This window comes from uncultured Tateyamaria sp., from assembly GCF_947503385.1.
Classification (GTDB): Bacteria; Pseudomonadota; Alphaproteobacteria; order Rhodobacterales; family Rhodobacteraceae; genus Tateyamaria.
The window spans coordinates 444188-464365 of sequence record NZ_CANNDO010000002.1 but is presented as its reverse complement, the minus strand read 5'-3'; the positions used below and the strand labels follow the sequence as shown (position 1 = coordinate 464365).

The window sequence follows — 20178 nt, the reverse complement described above, 5'->3', positions numbered from 1 at the left end:
GGATGGGGGCCGCGTTCCTATACGGGATTGGGGCGGCCAAGGCGGGGACCACTTGGTTGGCCCACGCCCTGCGCAAGCACCCGCACGCCGCGATGCCGCCCGCCAAAGAAGCGCACTATTTCGACAGTCTCGCATTTGGGTCGTCCATGTGGGCGGTCGACCAGATGCTGGTGGTGCGCGCCAAGAAACGCGCGGCGGTGCGCGATGCGCCCAATGAAGACGCGCGTGCCCGTGCCCGCGCATGGGTCGAAGAACTGGACCGCTGGATTGCGCTGATCGGCGCACAAACGCGAGACGACGCCGGATACGAGGCGTTGATGCAGCGCCGCGCCGGTGCAGATGTTCGCGTGGTGGCCGACATCACGCCAGCCTATGCGCTGCTCGACACACAAAGCCTGTCCAGCATGGCCGCGTTGAACGGGGGCCACACCAAATTCCTGATGATCCTGCGCGATCCTGTTGACCGGCTCTGGTCCAATATCGGCATGACGCTGGCACGGCGCAACCTGTTGGGCCGCGACGCCAGTCTGGCCCGCGCCGAACTGATGGCCGAGGTGCTGTCGGAACAGGACGACAGCCCGGAAATGGCCCGCTCGGATTATGCCGGGACCCTGTCGCGCCTTTATGCCGCAGTGCCCGAAGCGCGGCGGCTGGTGCTCTTCTTCGAAGAGCTGTTTGTGCCCGAGACATTGACGCAACTGTCTGATTTCCTCGGGATCAGCGGCCCGTTGCAAGGCCCGGACCGCAAGGTCAACGCAACCCAAAGCACGCAAATCACACCGCAAGAGCGCGCGCAGCTTGCAGAACGGCTGCGCCCGCAATACGACGACATTCAAACCCGCATGGGACGCTTGCCCGCTCGGTGGCAAGAGACCTATCAGACAAGTATGGTGGCATCATGATGGACGGCTCCAATTTCGACGACGCCCTGACGGGCGAACAGAAGATCCGGAACTTCAACATCAACTTTGGCCCGCAGCACCCGGCGGCCCATGGCGTGCTGCGTCTGGTGTTGGAGCTGGACGGCGAGGTGGTGGAACGGTGCGACCCGCATATCGGCCTGCTGCACCGTGGCACCGAAAAGCTGATGGAAAGCCGCACGTACCTGCAAAACCTGCCGTATTTCGACCGGCTCGACTATGTGGCGCCGATGAACCAGGAACACGCGTGGTGTCTGGCCATTGAAAAGCTGTGCAAGGTCGAGGTGCCGCGCCGCGCATCCCTGATCCGGGTGCTGTATTGCGAGATCGGGCGGGTGCTGAACCACCTGCTGAACGTCACCACCCAAGCGCTTGACGTGGGCGCGCTGACGCCGCCGCTCTGGGGGTTCGAAGAGCGTGAAAAACTGATGATCTTTTATGAACGGGCCTGCGGTGCGCGTCTGCACGCGGCCTATTTCCGCCCCGGTGGGGTGCATCAGGACCTGCCGCCCGACCTGCTGGATGATATTGAGCAGTGGGCACATGAATTTCCGAATGTCATGGACGACATTGACGGGTTGCTGACCGAAAACCGCATCTTCAAACAGCGCAACGCCGATATCGGTGTCGTCACCGAAGAGGATATTCTGGAATTTGGGTTCTCGGGCGTGATGGTCCGCGGGTCAGGCTTTGCCTGGGACCTGCGCCGGTCGCAGCCCTACGAATGCTATGACGAATTCGATTTTCAGATCCCGGTCGGCAAAAACGGTGACTGCTATGACCGCTACCTGTGCCGCATGGAAGAGATGCGCCAATCTGTGTCGATCATCAAACAGGCCATCGCCAAGCTGCGCGATTGCCCCGGTGATATCCTTGCCCGTGGCAAGCTGACCCCGCCATCGCGCACGGACATGAAAACCTCAATGGAAAGCCTGATCCACCACTTCAAGCTCTACACCGAAGGGTTCCACGTGCCCGAAGGCGAAGTGTATGCCGCGGTTGAGGCCCCCAAGGGCGAGTTCGGCGTGTACCTTGTTGCCGACGGATCTAACAAACCCTACCGGGCCAAGCTGAGGGCACCCGGTTTCCTGCACCTTCAGGCGATGGACCACATCTCGAAGGGGCACCAACTGGCGGATGTGGCTGCGATTATCGGCACGATGGACGTCGTGTTCGGAGAGATCGACCGGTGAGAACGCTGGCGCTTACATCGGATTTGACGCGCCCCGCTGCGGCCCACGTTCGGGGCGCGGAACCGGGTTGCGGTCCGGTGTCAGCGCGCAGTGATTTGATGACATATCTTGGTTGCCCAGCCAGCAATATTCGCGATGCGGTGGTGACACGGCCGCTGGCGAACGCCCTTTACGGATATGTATCCGGGTGTGTCCGCGCGACGGACCGCGCGGCTGGAACACAGGTGCGGACTGTGGGGCACGAGGGGGCGAAACGGTGACGCTTGCAACGGCGATACAGGGGTTTGGCCTGCTTTGCGGCGCTGTCCTGCTGGCCTATGGGGTGTGGTTTCTGTTTGCGCCCGACGCCGCATTGGCGGGGACCTACCACCAGCTGCAAGCGCTGCCTTATGTGATGGGCGGGCGCTATTTCTTCTTTGGGGCTTTGCTGATTGCGGCGCTGCTTTATGGCGATGCCAAGGTGCTGTTCTTCCTGCTTGCCGGGTTTGCGGGGCTGGGCTTGTTTGATGGGGTGCTGTACTGGAATGCCGCTCCGTTGCCGCATATCGCTGTGGGCATCCTCGCTGGTCTGGCCAGCCTCTATTACCTGAAACACCGAAAGGGGTCGGCCTGATGTTTTGCCAAACACACACCACCCGACGCTGCGCGGCCCTGATTGCCGCGGCGTGCGGTCTGATGGCGACCGCTGTCCATGCTGACGATGCCAAGGCCGCGTTGATCGAGGCCATGCAGAAAAATGGCTGCATGATGACCACCGCCCAAGCCAACAAGCAGATGCCAGAACTGGGCATCGACCGCCCCACCGCCATCCGCCTTTCGCGCGAGATGATGGCCGAAGGCATTGCCACCTTCGCCTCGGACGAGGAGACGCTCTTGCTCCTCCCGCCCGCCTGTAAATCATGACGACGTGATCCTGCGCCGTCTCACCACGTAATCGCCCGCCGGAGGCTCCGACAGTCTCCATGCTGACCAGGGGAAAAAACCATGCTCCGCCGTCTTCACGCTGAACAGCCTGACAGTTTTGCCTTCACGCCTGACAACCTTGCTTGGGCCGAAGCACAGATCACCAAATATCCCGAAGGCCGTCAGGCCAGCGCCATTATCCCGCTGCTGTGGCGTGCGCAGGAACAGGAAGGCTGGCTGACCCGCCCCGCGATCGAAGCCGTCGCCGACATGTTGAACATGGCCTATATCCGCGCGCTCGAAGTGGCGTCGTTCTACTTTATGTTCCAGCTGCAACCCGTTGGTTCTGTGGCGCATATTCAGGTGTGCGGCACCACGTCCTGCATGATTTGCGGGGCCGAGGACCTTGTGGCCGTCTGTCAGGACAAGATTGCGGCCAAGCCGCATCGCCTGAGCGCCGATGGCAAATTCAGCTGGGAAGAGGTCGAATGCCTCGGCTCCTGCGCCAACGCGCCCATGGCGCAGATTGGCAAGGATTATTACGAGGATCTGACCGCCGCGCGCATGGGTGAAATCATCGACGCGCTTGGCCGTGGCGAGGTGCCGACACCGGGGCCGCAAAATGGCCGCTACGCAGCCGAGCCGCTGTCCGGTCTGACGACGCTCAAGGAATTCGACAGCGGGCATACCAAATACAACGCATCCGTGCAGCTTGCCACCGATATCGGGGACACGGTCAAGCGCATCGACGGCACCGAAGTGCCCCTGATCGCGCCATGGCGCGACAAGTCGGCCAATGCGACGGGCAAGCCCAAAGGCAAGGCAAAGACGCCGCGCACCGGTGTGACCGAACGGCAGAATGTGCCGGGCAAAGTGAAAACCGAAACGGCCAGACCAACCCCGGCCAAGGCCGAACCGACCCAAGGCGCAGGGACCAAACCCGCCACATTGGACGCGGCGCGCGATGGCGGGCCGGACGATCTCAAACTGATCAAAGGCGTTGGACCAAAGCTGGAAAAGCTGCTGCACAGCCTTGGGTTTTACCATTTCGATCAGGTCGCCAACTGGAGCGCGGAAGAACTGGCTTGGGTCGATCAGAACCTCGAAGGGTTCAAGGGGCGGGCCACGCGGGATGACTGGGTGCGGCAGGCGCAGGCCCTTGCCAGCGGGGAAGGTACAGAATTTTCCCAACGCGCGAAAAAAGACGGTATCTATAACAAGTAAGCAAGTAACAGATCGACCGAAGAGGGACTCGCATGGACAACAATCAGGGGATGATCAGCTGCGCATTGGGGTGTTGGCTGGTGGCAGCGTTGGGTGGTTTTCTGGCCGCCGTTCTATTGTGGGTCCTAGGCGGCTGGTCCTTTATGCAAGGCGTTTTCGTGGGCGCGGTGGTGTTTGCCGTGGCCGGGCTGCTGCTGAACTGGATCATCTGCCGGCCTCTGCCAGCGGCAGGCACGGCGACAGTGGGTGGCAAGGATGCCGCAACCGCCAAGGCCGAAGAGGCGCGCACCGCCGCCGCTGCACGCTCTGCCGAAGCAGCGGCAGCCACACAGGCCGCACCGGTGTCCGCCCCTGCGGCGCCGACCGTTTCGGGTGGTGTTCAGCCCAGTGCTGCCCTTGCGGGAGAGGCGGACCTTGCCGCGCGCAAGGGGGAATGGAAATACGAAGGCGACGCGGCCAAGCCGAAAGCCAAAGCCGCCGCCAGACCCAAACCAGCCGCCAAGAAAAAGGCGGCCCCCAAGAAAAAGGGCGCAGCCAAAACGGACGAGGCCGCCGCATCCACGCCGGATTACGACGGGGATGGGGTCAAGGAAGGCACCGGCGAGGGCACCAAACCCGCCGCGCTGGACGGGCCACGTGGTGGCAAGGCTGACAACCTCAAGGAAATCAAGGGCATCGGTCCCAAGCTTGAGGCTATGTGCAACGACATGGGCTTTTACCACTTTGACCAGATCGCCGGATGGTCCGCAGACGAGGTGGCGTGGGTCAACGCCAATCTGGTCGGATTCAAGGGCCGCGTGACACGCGACGACTGGATCGCGCAGGCCAAGGTGTTGGCCGCTGGTGGCGAGACCGAGTTTTCCAAGCGGGTTGAGGACGGGGACGTTTACTAACCCGTGACCAAACCACTGGACCCAAAACTGGCCCGGCAGGGCCGTATCGCGGCCCTCGTCATTGCGGGGGCCGCTTTGCTGTCGATCTTTGCGCCGGTGATCGTATCAGGCCTTGGCCTGCCCGCGCGGTTCGAGATCCTTATTTTGCTTTTTGCGCTGGCTGCGTTCATTTGGTCACTGGTGGTGGCCGTGCGGATTTGGCAAAAGAGCCGGGACTGATTTACGCGCGCGGGCAAGGCGCGCGATAGGCAAAGGATGACACCCATGCTGGACGACAAGGATCGCATCTTTACCAACCTTTATGGGATGCACGACCGCACGCTCAAAGGGGCACAAAGCCGTGGGCATTGGGACGGCACCGACAAGCTGATCCAGAAGGGGCGCGACTGGGTTGTCCAAGAGATGAAGGACAGCGGGTTGCGCGGGCGCGGCGGCGCGGGCTTTCCCACCGGGCTGAAATGGTCCTTCATGCCAAAGGAGAGCGATGGGCGTCCGGCCTATCTGGTTGTGAACGCTGACGAATCGGAGCCGGGCACCTGCAAGGACCGCGAGATCATGCGCCACGATCCGCATACGCTGATCGAAGGCTGCCTGATTGCCAGCTTTGCGATGAACGCGCACGCTTGCTACATTTACATCCGCGGCGAATACATCCGCGAGAAAGAAGCGCTGCAAGCCGCGATTGACGAGGCCTATGACGCCGGGCTGGTGGGCAAGAACGCCGCCGGGTCGGGCTGGGATTTCGACATTTACCTGCACCACGGGGCAGGGGCTTATATTTGCGGCGAGGAAACAGCACTTCTGGAATCGCTGGAAGGCAAGAAGGGGATGCCGCGCATGAAGCCGCCATTCCCGGCGGGCGCGGGCCTTTATGGTTGCCCCACCACGGTGAACAACGTCGAATCCATCGCTGTTGTGCCCACGATCCTGCGGCGCGGGGCGTCGTGGTTCTCGTCCTTTGGCCGTCCGAACAATGCGGGCACCAAGCTCTTTGCGATCTCGGGTCATGTGAACAATCCTTGCGTCGTCGAAGAGGCGATGAGCATCAGCTTTGAAGAGTTGATCGAAAAGCATTGCGGCGGCATTCGCGGCGGCTGGGACAACCTCAAGGCGGTGATCCCCGGTGGCTCGTCCGTACCCTGCGTGCGCGGTGAGAACATGAAAGACGCAATCATGGATTTCGACGCGCTCAAGGAAAAGGGCTCGTCGCTTGGCACTGCCGCCGTGATTGTGATGGATGAGAGCACGGACATCATCAAGGCGATCTGGCGGCTGTCGAAATTCTACAAGCACGAAAGCTGCGGCCAGTGCACGCCGTGTCGCGAAGGCACCGGCTGGATGATGCGGGTCATGGACCGTCTGGTAAAAGGCGAGGCGGAGGTCGAGGAAATCGACATGCTGCTGGACGTGACCAAGCAGGTCGAAGGGCACACGATTTGTGCACTCGGCGATGCGGCGGCGTGGCCGATCCAGGGGTTGATTAAGAATTTCCGGGGTGAGATCGAAGACCGCATTGCGCACAAGCGGATCGCGGCGGAGTAATGCTGCGCGCCAAGGTGTTTATCGCTGCAACGATGATTGCAGCGCTTGCCAGCCAAGCCGATGCACGTGAACCGCGACTCGGCATAGCCCTGCACGCGGGCAAGTCAGAAAACTGCTATGTGACTGCACCGGAGGGTCTGTCCGTGCGCAAAGGGCGCTGGATGGGCGGAGACAATTTCAAGCTTAAAGGTGCGCGTGCATTGATGGCGCAAACAACGATTGTTTGCAGCTATGCCGATGGCAAGGTCAAAACGTCGACGGCGCATCGCCAGCTGGTGATGTCGAATGCACAGGCAATAACTGTATACCTGCCCAAAAACCGCTCCGACATGAATGCGCATACCACGAGCAGCATGGTGCGTGCGGGTCAGGTTCTTGAATGGTCCGGAGATCTCCTTTTTCAGTGGGCGCAATAGCGTGGTTGGCTATGCCCCTCGCTGAATTCAACATCGGTATCCTGAAATACGACTGGGACGATCCGCGTGTCGCGGATTTCGCGGACAATCTCGACCGTGTCTATGACATTGCCCGGCGTGCGCCCGGATACGTCTGGCACATGGAAAGCGAGGATATGGAGGCCGCCCAGCTGGATGTGCAAGGCGTGCTGGGGGGCAATCCGCGCACGGCCTCGACCCTGTCGGTCTGGCAGGATGTGGAGAGCTTTCGCCACTTTGTGTTCCAGACCGTCCACAAGCAGTTCTACGACCGCAAGGCCGAATGGTATGACGACGCCGAACAGGGCACGCGGCTGGTGATGTGGTGGGCGCCGGAGGGACATATCCCGTCGGTCGCCGAAGCGGTCGGGCGGCTGCACCACCTCACCGAACATGGCGACAGCGATCACGCCTTTGGCTGGAAACACGTCGCAAGGTAGGGAATTCCACCGTTTTCGTTGACTGCGCGCTGTGCGATGACCGTGCGACGCCACCACTCACGAGAACATCTCATGGCTCCTCCCACCACCGCCCGCCAATATGGGGCCGCGATGCGCGCCCAGGGGATCAAATGGCCGGCACCGGCCATTGGCAAGGCGGATGCGTTGCTGTCCGGTCTTGATGTGTTTCGCATCGGGCGTCGCGATCCGTCCAAGGTCTTTGTTCTGGCGCGCAATAAATGGGCCACGGTCTATGTAGAGCGGTCCTATGGCACCTACCGCGATGCGTTTGATGCGGTGATGCCGCGCACATCGCTGGGCCGGGACGTGGACCACTTGCTGCCCAAGAGCCAAGCGCCTGCCGGTGATTTCCTCGCACTTGGGCGGATCAGTCACAGCGCCAACCGCAGCTGGAACGACTCGGACAGCGATCAGGCCATGGCGCAAAAAGTGCGCGACATGATCAAGGCCAACCCGCATCAGTTTGTGTCGCAGCTTACCGATATGGAACGGGGCTGGGCTGTGGTCAGCTGTTACATCCGCCCGCTGCACGAGCTGAACACCAGCGCCATGACCAAGATGACCATGGCAGAGCGTGAAGAGGCGTTCAGCGTCTAAGCCCTTGCAAAACCGGTTCGTTTGACGCACCCATGTCGCGCCCACCAGTGGAGACGACCATGACCCGGACCTCAATTGCCCCCCTTGCCCTCATCGCCGTGCTGCTGGTGAGCGCCTGTCAGGAGCGGCGCGCAGACAGGGTGGCGTTTGACGGTGTGTTTTTCCGTTCGAACGCGTCGAATATCGACCGGCAGCGCGATGATTTCGAGGTGGCGGTGAGCCCGGTTTCGGCCTCGTTGGAGGGTGCGCGCGACGCGGGCCGTTACGAGGCGGTGCGGTATTGCATCAAGAATTTCGGGTCGTCCGATATCACATGGATTGCCGGGCCGGATGCCGAGGACGGCACACTGACCATTGCGGGCGACCGTCTGGTGTTGCGCGGCACCTGTACTCCCGAATAATTCGTTACCGAAAAAGGCGACATTTTGCGCGCTACCGGCTTGTGCCGGGCGTTGTTATTGCATAGCAGATGGGTGCTTTTCCACATACGTCCCAGCGACAGCAACGTGGAGAGAAAAGATGCGCGCAATGATACTAGCCTTCACACTTGCCCTGGTAGCAAGCACCGTCTCGGCCAAGCCCCCCTTGCGGGAGGTGCCCGAGATTGATGGCACGATCCTTGCCGTCGGCATCGCCGACGAAATTCGCAAGAACTGCCCCGACATTTCCGCCCGCCTGATCCGTGCCGTCAGCGTGCTCAATGGCCTAAAGGGCACGGCGCGCAAGTTGGGCTATTCGGATGCCGAGATCGACGCCTATCGCAAATCGGACGTGGAAAAGGCGCGGCTCAAGGCGGAGCGGGACCAGTACCTGCGCGATGCGGGTGTGCGGGCGGGCGCACAGGACACGTATTGCGCCCTTGGACGGGTCGAAATTGAAAAAGGCGGCCAGATCGGCGCGCTGCTAAGGATGAACTGATACATGAGCAATCTGCGCAAGATCGTCATCGACGGAAACGAGATCGAGGTGGATGGGGCGATGACCCTGATCCAGGCCTGCGAAGAGGCGGGGATCGAGATCCCCCGGTTCTGTTATCACGAACGTCTGTCGATTGCGGGCAACTGCCGCATGTGTCTGGTCGAGGTTGTGGGTGGCCCGCCCAAGCCCGCCGCCTCCTGCGCGATGCAGGTCAAGGACCTGCGCCCCGGCCCCGAAGGCCAGCCGCCGGTGGTCAAGACAAACTCGCCCATGGTCAAAAAAGCCCGCGAGGGCGTGATGGAGTTCCTGCTGATCAACCACCCGCTGGACTGCCCGATCTGCGATCAGGGCGGCGAGTGCGACTTGCAGGATCAGGCCATGGCTTATGGCGTGGATTTCAGCCGCTTCCGCGAGGCCAAGCGCGCGGTGGATGATCTGGACCTCGGTCCGCTGGTCGAGACGCATATGACGCGCTGTATCTCTTGCACCCGCTGCGTGCGCTTCACCACCGAAGTGGCGGGCATCACCCAGATGGGCCAGACAGGCCGGGGTGAGGACAGTGAGATCACGTCCTATCTGGGCGAGACGCTGGATTCGAACCTGCAAGGCAACATAATTGACCTGTGCCCGGTGGGTGCGCTGGTGTCGAAGCCCTATGCGTTCACGGCGCGTCCGTGGGAACTGACCAAGACCGAGAGCATCGACGTAATGGATGCGCTGGGGTCGTCGATCCGGGTGGACACCAAGGGCCGCGAAGTGATGCGGTTCCTGCCACTGAACCATGACGGCACCAACGAGGAGTGGATTTCGGACAAGACGCGCTTTGTCTGGGACGGGCTGCGCCGCCAGCGTCTAGACAAACCTTATGTGCGCGAAAACGGCAAGCTGCGCCCCGCCACATGGCCCGAGGCCTTGGGCAAGGCGGCCGAAGCGATCAAAGGGGCCAGCAAACTGGCAGGCCTCGTGGGCGATCTTGCCCCGGTCGAGGCGGCCTTTGCGCTGAAACAGTTGGTCCAAGGGCAGGGCGGTATTGTCGAATGCCGGACGGACGGGGCGCAACTGCCCTCCGGCAATCGCTCGGCCTATGTGGGCACCGCGAAGATCGAGGATATTGATACCGCAGAAGCGATCATGCTGATCGGCACCAATCCGCGCCTTGAGGCGCCAGTGCTGAACGCGCGCATCCGCAAGGCATGGAGCCAGGGTGCGAATGTCGGCGTGATCGGTGAGATGCCAAACCTGACCTACGAGGCGAACCATATCGGTACTGATGCGACCATCATCGACGAGTTGCTGAAACGCGATCATTCGGCTGTTCAGGAAAAACCATCGGTCATCATCGTCGGCATGGGCGCGCTGACCCGCGCGGATGGTGCGGCGATCCTTGCAGGCGCGCAGGCGCTGGCCGAGAGCACCAAGTCGGGCCTGATGATCCTGCACACCGCTGCGGCACGCGTGGGCGCGATGGATGTCGGCGCAACAAACCCTGACGGCATGGCGGCCATCGACGGGGCGGACGTGGTCTATAACCTCGGCGCGGACGAGATCGAGATCGCGGACGGCGCGTTCGTGATCTATCAGGGCAGCCACGGCGACCGCGGCGCACACCGCGCGGACGTGATCCTGCCGGGCGCCGCCTATACCGAAGAGGGCGGGCTGTTCGTCAACACCGAAGGACGTCCGCAATTGGCTGCGCGCGCCAGCTTTGCGCCCGGTGAGGCCAAGGAAAACTGGGCCATTCTACGCGCGCTGTCAGGCGAGATTGATGCCACGTTGCCCTATGACAGCCTTGGCGCGCTGCGGCAGGCCATCGTCGCTGAGCACCCGCATCTTGGCGACATTGACGTGGTGGCGGAGAACTCGGGCGAGACGCTGGCGCAGGGCAAGATCGACGGCGGCGCGCTGGTCTCGACAATCAGTGATTTCTACCTGACCAACCCCATTGCCCGGTCCAGCCAGTTGATGGCCGAACTGAGCGCCAACGCCAAGGCGCGCAAATCCGAGGCGATGGCCGCTGAATGAAACTCTTTAATGTGATCAGACTGTTGGGGTTTGCGAGCTTGCTCATTGCTGGTGGGTGCGCATCTCAGGTATTGGAGAGTTATGTCGGTAAGTCCATAACGGAGCCTATGCTTGATTATGGCAGACCAACTGCTGTGTTTGATTTGCCCGATGGACGTCGCGCGTTTCAATGGTCGATTACGTCTTCGGGCTCTATCCCGATTACCAATACAAACTATGGTACCGTGTCAGGGCCCGCAGGTTGGGCCAATGTGACAACGACTTCAACGTCATACCAACCTTACGAGCAGACTTGTTTGTACACTTTGTTCGGCGAAACGCGGGGCGATGATTGGATTGTAACGGGATTCCGTCAACCGACGGTGTGGTGTGAATGAAGGCCGCGTGGCTCATATCCCTGATGCCACTTGCGGCCTGCGAGACGGTGCCAACGGCGGATCAGTTCATCCCGGACTACCGGGGTGTTGAGACGCAGCTGTTGGCCGAAGACTTGGTGCAGTTCAACGTGTCCATGACCAACGCGATCACCTCGCGGGATGTGGCGAACTATGCGGAATGCGCCGCGGCAGGCTATACGCTGATCCGCGGCTGGGGATTTGCGCGGCATTTGCGCACGAATGTCAACGAAGAGGCTGGCGTGTGGACGGCGGATGCTGTTTACACCATCTCGCCAGCGCTGCCGCAGGGCATCCGGACCATCGACGCCGAAGTCGTGGCCGCTGCCTGTGCGGAGAAGGGAATTCCGACGGTGTGAGGACTGATGGCTGATTTCTTTACGACCCCCGGCGGCATCGCCGTCATCATCCTGGCCCAGGTCCTTGCGGTTGTGGCATTTGTCATGATCTCGCTCCTGTTCCTCGTCTATGGCGACCGCAAGATCTGGGCGGCGGTCCAGATGCGGCGCGGCCCCAACATGGTTGGGGCGTATGGCCTGCTGCAAACCGTCGCTGACGCGCTGAAATACGTGGTCAAAGAGGTCGTGGTGCCCGCCGGTGCCGACAAGACGGTGTTCATGCTGGCCCCTATGACCAGTTTCGTGCTGGCCATGGTCGCCTGGGCGGTGATCCCGTTCAACGAAAACTGGGTGTTGAGCGACATCAACGTCGCGATCCTCTATGTCTTCGCCATCTCGTCGCTTGAGGTTTACGGCGTGATCATGGGCGGCTGGGCGTCGAACTCCAAATACCCGTTCCTTGGCTCGCTGCGGTCGGCGGCGCAGATGATCTCCTACGAGGTAAGCATCGGCTTGATCATCATCGGTGTGATCCTGTCGACGGGGTCGATGAATTTCGGCGCGATTGTCGCCGCGCAAGACACCGGATACGGCTTTTTCGGCTGGTACTGGCTGCCACATCTGCCGATGGTTTTCCTTTTCTTTATAAGTGCCCTCGCCGAAACAAACCGCCCGCCTTTCGACTTGCCAGAGGCGGAATCGGAGCTGGTCGCAGGCTATCAGGTCGAATACTCGTCCACGCCCTTCCTGCTGTTTATGGCCGGTGAGTATATCGCCATCTTCCTGATGTGTGCGCTGACCTCGCTGCTGTTCTTTGGCGGCTGGCTGTCGCCGATCCCGGGCATCCCGGATGGGGCGCTGTGGATGGTGGCCAAGATGGGCTTCTTCTTCTTCCTGTTCGCGATGGTCAAGGCGATCACGCCGCGCTACCGCTATGACCAGCTGATGCGGCTGGGGTGGAAAGTGTTCCTGCCGTTCTCGCTGTTCTGGGTCGTGTTTGTCGCCTTTGCGGCCAAGTTCGACTGGTTCTGGGGCATTTATGCCCGCTGGGCCGTGGGGAGCTAGTTCATGAGCCTCGCCAAAGCCATCAACGAAGCGCCGGAACATCACCTTGACGACCTCGTCGCCTTTGTGACGTCGGAATTTGCGGTCGGCACCACCGACACGGATGGCAAATTTGAGAAAGCGGACCAGGGCGAGGTCGTCTCGGCCCTCAAGGCCTGGGCCTATATGCACCAGAATGACCCAAGCGGAGGAGAATGAGAGATGACGCAGATCGATTATGGCCGCGCCGCCAAGTACTTCTTGCTACAGGATTTCTGGGTCGGGATGAAACTGGGGCTCAAGTATTTCCTTGCCCCCAAGGCGACGGTGAACTACCCGCATGAAAAGGGCCCGCTGAGCCCGCGGTTCCGGGGCGAACACGCGCTGCGCCGCTATCCAAACGGCGAAGAACGCTGCATTGCCTGCAAGCTCTGCGAGGCGGTGTGTCCCGCGCAGGCCATCACCATTGATGCTGAGCCGCGCGAAGACGGCAGCCGCCGCACCACGCGCTATGACATCGACATGACCAAGTGCATCTATTGCGGTTTCTGTCAGGAGGCCTGCCCGGTGGACGCGATTGTCGAGGGGCCGAATTTCGAGTTCTCCACCGAGACGCGCGAAGAGCTGTTCTATGACAAGGACAAACTGCTTGAGAATGGCGAACGCTGGGAAGCCGAGATTGCCCGCAACCTTGAGATCGACGCACCTTACAGATGAACGCTGAAACCGCATATGAGCGCGGCAAGGCGCTGTCGGAGCAGGTGAACCCCGGCATGGAAGCCGCGTTGGCGGCGCGCTATGACGCGCTTGTGCCCGGCCTGTCGCGCATGGTCGTCGAAGTGCCCTATGGTACGTTTTATGCGCGCGGCGTGGTGGACGAAAAGACCCGGTTGCTTGCGACCGTTGCGGCGCTGACCGCGCAAGGTGGTCAGACCCGACCGCAGCTCAAGGTCAATATCGCAAGCGCACGTGCCGTTGGCGCCAGCCGGGCGGAAATCTGCGAGATCATCTACCAGATGACGCTCTATGGCGGGTTCCCGGCGATGATCAACGGGATGAACGCGGCAATCGAAGTGTTCGAGGCCGAAGATGAGTGACGACAAGAACCCTTTTGCCGCGATGATGGCCCAGATGCAGGAGATGACCAAAGCGTTTCCGCAAATGGCGGCGTTCGACCCGGCCAAAGGGTTCGACCCCAAGATGTTCGAAACGCTGTGGCCGACCATGCCCAAGGACGTGATGGAGACGTGGTTTGGCAATGCGATCAACAAGGACGGACTTGATGCGCGCACGCGCCTGCTGCTGACCCTTGCGGGGTTGACCATGCAAGGCGCGCAGGCCGACGCAGCGATCCGCCAGACCGTGCGCCACGCCCGCGAAGCCGGGGCCACCGACCAACAGATTTCCGAGACACTGGGCCTTATGGCGATGTTCGCCGGTGTGCCTGCAATGACCCGTGCCATGGGATTGGCCAAAGAGGTCATGGACGATGACGAGGACAAGACATGAGTGTATTTGCCTTTTACCTCTTTGCGGTCAGTGTGATCGCAGGCGGCCTCTTTACCGTGGTCAGCCGGAACCCGGTGCACTCGGTCCTATGGCTGATCCTCGCGTTCCTGTCTTCGGCGGGTTTGTTTGTATTGCTGGGGGCGGAGTTCGTGGCGATGCTGTTGATCATCGTCTACGTGGGCGCGGTCGCGGTGCTGTTCCTGTTTGTTGTCATGATGCTGGACGTTGATTTTGCCGAGCTGAAGGCAGAGATGGCGCGCTACATGCCGCTCGCGCTGCTGATCGGCGTGGTGATCCTGATGCAGTTCGTCATGGCCTTTGGCGCATGGGAATCGAACGCGGCTGCTGAGGGTATGCGCGCGCAGGTGATGCCAGTGGATCGCCACAACACCGAAGCGTTGGGCATGATCCTTTATGATCAGTATTTCCTGCTGTTCCAGCTGTCAGGCCTGATCCTGCTGGTTGCCATGGTTGGCGCGATTGTTCTGACCCTGCGCCACCGCGAGGACGTCAAGCGTCAGGACGTGCTGGCCCAGATGTACCGCGACCCGGCCAAGGCGATGGAGTTGAAGGACGTCAAACCGGGGCAGGGGCTGTAAGACCGACAATGCCGCGCGCCGCCGTCATATCCCTGAGTGCCTTGCTGCTGGTCGCGACGTCCCACATGGGCGCTGCGCTCACGCCGCTGCCGCCCTGCCATGGTGTTGAGGAAGGCGAGATGCGTGTTGGCGATACGCTGAAGTTTGCACGCACCAGCAAGAGCATTGTGACGCTGGAAAATTACATGGACCCGTTTGAGCCACAGGCCGACGGCGTCTATGGCCACCGCAACGCCACGATCAAAGCGTTGCACGACTTTAACGGTGTGCGCCTTGTTGACTGCGCGACTGGCCGGTTCTTGGCTATCAACGATCAACCGGAACTGGCGGTTGTGTCCGCAGCCCTTGCCGCGACGGAGTTTTTGCGCGCGGATGTGCAGGCGGACCAGCCCGTGACCTTTAATGACGTTCGGCGCGCGGCCCATGCGCTTTATTCCGGTGATGTGCTGGAATTGCGCGAGACCGAAGTGACCTGTGGCTGTCAGTGGTATGGTGAGGGAGACGCATGAAGACCGCGGTGACCTGCATCCTGATCCTGTGCGCCAGCACCGGACATGCCCTGACCCTGACCGACTGCGACCGGACCACGCATATCTCGCATGGGGGCGAGGCGGATCATCGCGATCTGGGCGAGGGGCGTGTGATGTGGCGCGACTGGTGGAGCCAGGAAGGCACCGCCACGTCCTTTGCCATTGTGGATTGCGGTCTAGGTGCGGCGCTGACCTTTCGCACGGCCGAGGACAACATGGGCACACGGCTGCCGTTCGACAAAACCGCCAAAGCGCTGCGCATCCTCGCGCAACACGAAAATGGAGCGCGCGCCTTTGCCACCTTTGACCGCATAGCCGCCGACTTGGACGGCACGGCCAAGGACATCGAAATCACAACACTGGATGCAGAGCCCTGCGCCTGCGCCGCCCTCTACCCCGACGACCGGGGTGACAAGACGGAATTCAAGCTGGCGGGTTAACCGGCGGCACAGACTAGGACAGACCGATGATCGGACTTGAACACTACCTCACTGTTGCGGCGACGCTGTTCGTCATTGGCATCTTCGGGCTGTTTCTCAATCGCAAGAACATCATCATCCTGTTGATGAGCATCGAGTTGATGCTGCTGGCGGTGAACATCAACCTCGTGGCGTTTTCCAGCTTTCTGGGCGACCTCGTGGGACAGGTGTTCACGCTGTTTGTGCTGACTGTGGCCGCAGCGGAGGCGGCGATTGGTCTGGCGATCCTCGTCTGTTTCTTCCGCAACCGCGGGACGATTGCCGTCGAAGACGTCAACGTGATGAAAGGGTAAGGGCACCATGGAAACCATCATCCTCTTTGCCCCGCTTGTTGGCGCAATCCTCTGTGGCTTTGGCTGGCGCATCTTTGGCGAGACGGCGGCCATGTGGATCGCCACGGGCCTGTTGTTCCTGAGCGCAATCCTGTCGTGGGTCGTGTTCCTGACCTTTGACGGCACGACCGAGCAAATCCAGATCCTGCGCTTTATCGAAAGCGGCAGCCTCAGCACCGACTGGGCGATCCGGCTGGACCGGCTGACCGCGATCATGCTGGTGGTGATCACGACCGTGTCGTCGCTCGTCCACCTTTATTCCTTTGGCTATATGGATAACGATCCGCAATGGCGCGAGGGCGAAAGCTACAAGCCGCGCTTCTTTGCCTACCTGTCGTTCTTTACCTTTGCCATGCTGATGCTGGTGACCGCCGACAACCTTGTGCAGATGTTCTTTGGCTGGGAAGGGGTTGGCGTTGCCTCCTACCTGTTGATCGGGTTCTACTACCGCAAGCCGTCGGCCAATGCCGCCGCGATCAAGGCTTTCGTCGTGAACCGTGTGGGTGACTTTGGCTTTGCGCTGGGGATCTTTGGCCTGTTCTACCTCACCGACAGCATCAACTTTGATGACGTGTTTGCCGCAGCGCCCGAGCTGGCGGAGACGCAGTTGACCTTCCTCTGGACGGAATGGAACGCGGCGAACCTTCTGGCCTTCCTGCTGTTTATCGGCGCGATGGGGAAATCGGCGCAACTGTTCCTGCACACATGGTTGCCGGACGCGATGGAAGGCCCGACACCCGTGTCGGCGCTGATCCATGCCGCGACCATGGTGACGGCGGGCGTGTTCCTTGTTTGCCGCATGTCGCCACTGATGGAGTTCGCGCCCGAGGCGATGGCCTTTGTCACCGTGCTGGGCGCTGCGACCGCGTTTTTTGCGGCAACCGTGGGTCTGGTGCAGACGGACATCAAACGCGTGATCGCCTATTCGACCTGCTCGCAACTGGGCTATATGTTTGTGGCGGCGGGTGTGGGCGCGTATCCGGTCGCCATGTTCCACCTGTTCACGCACGCTTGGTTCAAGGCGATGCTGTTTTTGGGCGCAGGGTCCGTTATTCACGGGATGCACCACGAACAGGACATGATGAACTATGGCGGCCTGCGGAAAAAGCTGCCTTACACGTTCTGGACCATGCTGATCGGGACGCTTGCCATCACAGGCGTGGGCATCCCGCTGTCGGGCTGGATCGGCTTTGCCGGGTTCGCGTCGAAGGATGCGGTGATCGAGAGCGCCTATGCCGCAGGCTCCGGCTTTGCGTTCTGGGCGCTGGTGATCGCGGCCCTCTTCACATCGTTCTACTCGTGGCGCGTGATGTTCCTCACCTTCTGGGGCGAGCCGCGCGGCGACAAGCACACCCATGAGCACGCGCACGAAAGCCCGATGGTCATGCTGATCCCGCTGGGCGTGCTGAGCCTTGGTGCGATCTTTGCCGGTGCGATCTGGTATTCCAGCTTCTTCGGCAAACCGAATGAGATCATCAAATTCTTTGGCGGCGAATACGAAGCGCCTGCGGAAGACATCAAGACAGCCGTGGCCGAACGCAGCCCCAAAGCGTCCGAGTTGAAATACGTGATGGCCGGAGCGCCGGGCGACGCAGGCGTCTACATGGCACCTGAGAACACCGTGATCCACGAAGCACATTACGTGCCCACATGGGTCAAGCTGTCGCCCTTTGTTGCGATGCTGATCGGGTTCGTGTTTGCCTTCTGGTTCTACATCCGCAACCCCGCGCTGCCCAAGCGGCTGGCCGAAAACCAGCGCCCGCTGTACCTGTTTCTCAAGAACAAGTGGTACTTTGACGAGATCTACGATTTCGTTTTCATCCAACCTGCTTTGTGGATCGGCAAGCAGTTGTGGAAAAAGGGCGACGGTGACGTCATTGACGGCACGATCAATGGCGTGTCGATGGGCATCGTTCCGTTCTTTACCCGCCTCGCGGGACGGGCGCAGTCCGGCTACATCTTTACTTATGCCTTCGCCATGGTGATCGGGATTGCCATCCTCATCACTTGGATGACCTTGAGCGGGGGGGCGAACTGATGCTTCAGGCACTTCCAATGGAATTCTGGGCCATGGTCGGCGGGTTGACCCTGTTGATGGCCGTGGCCGCGTTTTTTCTGGGCGCGCCGCAATGGTGGCAACGTGGCCTCGCGCGGTCGGCGCTCGTGGTTGCAGGCGCAGGGCTGTTTGTGAGCACGATGGCCTATGTGTCGCTGATTGCCGCCGTGATCGTGGTCCTCTTGCCGCTGCTTTTGATTGTGGCCTTCTTTACCAATCTATTCGGGGGATTGTTCTGATGGACAACCTTCTTTCCATCGTTACCTTCACGCCTGCGCTGGCGGCGCTGATCCTCGCCATTTTCCTGCGCGGTGATGACGAAGCGGCCAACCGCAACGCCAAGTGGGTGGCCATGTTCGCCACATCCGCCACGTTCCTTGTGTCCCTGTTCATCCTGTTCGGGTTTGATCGCAACGACACCGGCTTCCAGTTTGTCGAAGAGACGACGTGGATCATGGGCCTGACCTACAAGATGGGTGTGGACGGGATCAGTGTGCTGTTTGTGATGCTGACCACCTTCATGATGCCGCTGGTGATTGCGGCGTCGTGGGATGTAAACACACGGGTCAAAGAATACATGATCGCCTTTTTGCTGTTGGAAACGCTCATGCTGGGCGTGTTCATCGCACTCGATCTGGTGTTGTTCTACCTGTTCTTCGAGGCGGGTCTGATCCCGATGTTCCTGATCATCGGCATCTGGGGTGGGGCGAACCGCATTTATGCGAGCTTCAAGTTCTTTCTCTACACCTTCCTCGGCTCGGTGCTGATGCTGGTGGCGATGGTGGGCATGTACGCGGACGCGGGCACCACCGATATCGAGGCGCTGCTAAGCCACAACTTTGCCTTCGAGAGCTTCAGCCTGCTGGGCGTTCAGATCGTGGGCGGGTTGCAGACGCTGCTGTTCCTCGCCTTCTTTGCCAGCTTTGCCGTGAAAATGCCGATGTGGCCGGTTCATACATGGCTGCCCGATGCGCACGTGCAGGCGCCCACGGCGGGATCGGTTGTGCTGGCGGCGATCTTGCTGAAACTGGGTGGCTACGGCTTTATCCGGTTCTCGATCCCGATGTTCCCGGTCGGGTCCGAAGTGATGACGCCGCTGGTCCTGTGGATGAGCGCCATTGCCATTGTCTACACCTCGCTCGTGGCGCTGGTGCAGGAGGACATGAAAAAGCTGATCGCCTATTCGTCGGTCGCCCACATGGGTTTTGTCACCATGGGGATTTTTGCTGCGAACCAGCAGGGGATTGATGGCGCGATCTTCCAGATGCTGTCGCACGGCTTCATCTCGGGCGCGCTGTTCCTTTGTGTGGGTGTGATCTATGACCGGATGCACACGCGCGAGATTGACGCCTATGGCGGTCTCGTGAACCGGATGCCGGCCTATGCGCTGATCTTTATGCTGTTCACCATGGCCAATGTGGGCTTGCCGGGCACCTCCGGGTTTGTGGGCGAATTCCTGACGCTGATGGCGGTGTTCCAGGTTAACACCTGGGTGGCGCTGGTGGCGACGTCCGGTGTGATCTTTTCAGCAGCCTATGCGCTGTGGCTTTATCGCCGGGTGGTGATGGGCGACTTGATCAAAGAGAGCCTCAAGAGCATCACCGACATGACCCGCCGCGAGCGCGCAATCTTTGCCCCGCTGGTGGTGATGACGCTGCTTTTGGGCGTGTACCCGGCGCTGATCCTCGACGTGATTGGCCCGTCGGTCGCGGCACTTGTGGACCAATACGATACGGCGCTTGCCGCGGCTGAGGCCGCGACGCAAGTGGCCTCGAACTAAGGAGTGGGC

At 60.9% G+C, this 20178-nt stretch carries 27 protein-coding genes; all 27 read left to right on the top strand.

The annotated features are described in order from the left end of the window. Positions 1–2 precede the first annotated feature (2 nt). The 27 genes from Q1A85_RS08265 to Q1A85_RS08135 all read left to right on the top strand — a co-directional run bounded on the left by Q1A85_RS08265 (position 3) and on the right by Q1A85_RS08135 (position 20169). Complete coding sequence (locus Q1A85_RS08265) at positions 3–902, top strand: sulfotransferase (protein ID WP_299687205.1); 900 nt, start codon at positions 3–5, stop codon at positions 900–902. Next, complete coding sequence (locus Q1A85_RS08260; RefSeq protein WP_299688567.1) at positions 902–2113, top strand: NADH-quinone oxidoreductase subunit D; 1212 nt, start codon at positions 902–904, stop codon at positions 2111–2113. Before Q1A85_RS08265 ends, Q1A85_RS08260 begins: the two co-directional genes overlap by 1 nt. Positions 2114–2369: 256 nt before the next feature. Then, entirely contained in the window at positions 2370–2726 is a 357-nt protein-coding gene (locus Q1A85_RS08255) for a hypothetical protein (protein WP_299687203.1), read from the top strand. A 62-nt stretch (positions 2727–2788) separates the two neighbouring features. Continuing rightward, the gene (locus Q1A85_RS08250) at positions 2789–3016 is read left to right on the top strand and encodes a hypothetical protein (protein ID WP_299687201.1); all 228 of its coding nucleotides are present in this window, start codon (positions 2789–2791) and stop codon (positions 3014–3016) included. 81 nt (positions 3017–3097) lie between these two features. Further along, the gene (nuoE, locus tag Q1A85_RS08245) at positions 3098–4240 is read left to right on the top strand and encodes an NADH-quinone oxidoreductase subunit NuoE (protein ID WP_299687199.1); all 1143 of its coding nucleotides are present in this window, start codon (positions 3098–3100) and stop codon (positions 4238–4240) included. Positions 4241–4272: 32 nt separating this feature from the next. Beyond that, complete coding sequence (locus tag Q1A85_RS08240) at positions 4273–5133, top strand: hypothetical protein (protein WP_299687197.1); 861 nt, start codon at positions 4273–4275, stop codon at positions 5131–5133. Positions 5134–5136: 3 nt separating this feature from the next. Then, on the top strand, positions 5137–5352 hold the full coding sequence (locus Q1A85_RS08235; RefSeq protein ID WP_299687195.1) for a DUF5337 domain-containing protein: 216 nt from the start codon (positions 5137–5139) through the stop codon (positions 5350–5352). A gap of 45 nt (positions 5353–5397) precedes the next feature. Beyond that, a complete protein-coding gene (gene nuoF / locus Q1A85_RS08230; RefSeq protein ID WP_299687193.1) occupies positions 5398–6675 on the top strand; it encodes an NADH-quinone oxidoreductase subunit NuoF in 1278 nt (425 codons plus the stop codon). Further along, positions 6675–7091 (top strand): hypothetical protein, encoded by a 417-nt coding sequence (locus Q1A85_RS08225; RefSeq protein WP_299687191.1) that lies wholly within the window; start codon positions 6675–6677, stop codon positions 7089–7091. Before nuoF ends, Q1A85_RS08225 begins: the two co-directional genes overlap by 1 nt. Before the next feature lie 11 nt (positions 7092–7102). Then, positions 7103–7549 carry a DUF3291 domain-containing protein gene (locus Q1A85_RS08220; protein ID WP_299687189.1) on the top strand — a complete coding sequence of 149 codons (447 nt, stop codon included), beginning with the start codon at positions 7103–7105 and terminating at the stop codon, positions 7547–7549. A gap of 72 nt (positions 7550–7621) precedes the next feature. Further along, complete coding sequence (locus Q1A85_RS08215; protein ID WP_299687187.1) at positions 7622–8167, top strand: hypothetical protein; 546 nt, start codon at positions 7622–7624, stop codon at positions 8165–8167. 59 nt (positions 8168–8226) lie between these two features. After that, positions 8227–8568, top strand: a complete 342-nt coding sequence (locus Q1A85_RS08210) for a hypothetical protein (protein ID WP_299687185.1) — start codon at positions 8227–8229, stop codon at positions 8566–8568. A gap of 127 nt (positions 8569–8695) precedes the next feature. Beyond that, positions 8696–9085: a DUF5333 domain-containing protein gene (locus Q1A85_RS08205; protein WP_299687183.1), complete on the top strand. Its 390-nt coding sequence runs from the start codon at positions 8696–8698 to the stop codon at positions 9083–9085. Between the two features lie 3 nt (positions 9086–9088). Continuing rightward, a complete protein-coding gene (nuoG, locus tag Q1A85_RS08200) occupies positions 9089–11107 on the top strand; it encodes an NADH-quinone oxidoreductase subunit NuoG (RefSeq protein WP_299687181.1) in 2019 nt (672 codons plus the stop codon). Positions 11108–11480: 373 nt separating this feature from the next. After that, positions 11481–11861: a hypothetical protein gene (locus tag Q1A85_RS08195; RefSeq protein ID WP_299687179.1), complete on the top strand. Its 381-nt coding sequence runs from the start codon at positions 11481–11483 to the stop codon at positions 11859–11861. 6 nt (positions 11862–11867) lie between these two features. Further along, positions 11868–12905, top strand: a complete 1038-nt coding sequence (gene nuoH / locus Q1A85_RS08190) for an NADH-quinone oxidoreductase subunit NuoH (protein WP_299687177.1) — start codon at positions 11868–11870, stop codon at positions 12903–12905. Positions 12906–12908: 3 nt separating this feature from the next. Then, on the top strand, positions 12909–13103 hold the full coding sequence (locus tag Q1A85_RS08185; RefSeq protein ID WP_299687175.1) for a hypothetical protein: 195 nt from the start codon (positions 12909–12911) through the stop codon (positions 13101–13103). Positions 13104–13106: 3 nt separating this feature from the next. Next, the gene (gene nuoI, locus Q1A85_RS08180) at positions 13107–13601 is read left to right on the top strand and encodes an NADH-quinone oxidoreductase subunit NuoI (protein WP_299687174.1); all 495 of its coding nucleotides are present in this window, start codon (positions 13107–13109) and stop codon (positions 13599–13601) included. Beyond that, positions 13598–13981 carry a carboxymuconolactone decarboxylase family protein gene (locus tag Q1A85_RS08175; RefSeq protein WP_299687172.1) on the top strand — a complete coding sequence of 128 codons (384 nt, stop codon included), beginning with the start codon at positions 13598–13600 and terminating at the stop codon, positions 13979–13981. Before nuoI ends, Q1A85_RS08175 begins: the two co-directional genes overlap by 4 nt. After that, on the top strand, positions 13974–14393 hold the full coding sequence (locus tag Q1A85_RS08170; RefSeq protein ID WP_299687169.1) for a carboxymuconolactone decarboxylase family protein: 420 nt from the start codon (positions 13974–13976) through the stop codon (positions 14391–14393). Before Q1A85_RS08175 ends, Q1A85_RS08170 begins: the two co-directional genes overlap by 8 nt. After that, positions 14390–14992, top strand: a complete 603-nt coding sequence (locus Q1A85_RS08165; RefSeq protein WP_299687167.1) for an NADH-quinone oxidoreductase subunit J — start codon at positions 14390–14392, stop codon at positions 14990–14992. Before Q1A85_RS08170 ends, Q1A85_RS08165 begins: the two co-directional genes overlap by 4 nt. 8 nt (positions 14993–15000) lie before the next feature. Further along, positions 15001–15501 (top strand): hypothetical protein, encoded by a 501-nt coding sequence (locus Q1A85_RS08160; protein WP_299687165.1) that lies wholly within the window; start codon positions 15001–15003, stop codon positions 15499–15501. Further along, complete coding sequence (locus tag Q1A85_RS08155; RefSeq protein ID WP_299687164.1) at positions 15498–15962, top strand: hypothetical protein; 465 nt, start codon at positions 15498–15500, stop codon at positions 15960–15962. The genes Q1A85_RS08160 and Q1A85_RS08155 overlap by 4 nt, the downstream gene beginning before the upstream one ends. Positions 15963–15988: 26 nt before the next feature. Then, positions 15989–16294, top strand: a complete 306-nt coding sequence (gene nuoK, locus Q1A85_RS08150) for an NADH-quinone oxidoreductase subunit NuoK (RefSeq protein ID WP_187428658.1) — start codon at positions 15989–15991, stop codon at positions 16292–16294. A gap of 7 nt (positions 16295–16301) precedes the next feature. Next, positions 16302–18371 (top strand): NADH-quinone oxidoreductase subunit L, encoded by a 2070-nt coding sequence (gene nuoL / locus Q1A85_RS08145; RefSeq protein WP_299687161.1) that lies wholly within the window; start codon positions 16302–16304, stop codon positions 18369–18371. Continuing rightward, positions 18371–18628, top strand: a complete 258-nt coding sequence (locus Q1A85_RS08140) for a hypothetical protein (RefSeq protein ID WP_299687159.1) — start codon at positions 18371–18373, stop codon at positions 18626–18628. The genes nuoL and Q1A85_RS08140 overlap by 1 nt, the downstream gene beginning before the upstream one ends. Continuing rightward, positions 18628–20169, top strand: coding sequence for an NADH-quinone oxidoreductase subunit M (locus Q1A85_RS08135; protein ID WP_299687157.1), 1542 nt, complete (start codon positions 18628–18630; stop codon positions 20167–20169). The genes Q1A85_RS08140 and Q1A85_RS08135 overlap by 1 nt, the downstream gene beginning before the upstream one ends. The last annotated feature ends 9 nt before the right edge of the window (positions 20170–20178 follow it).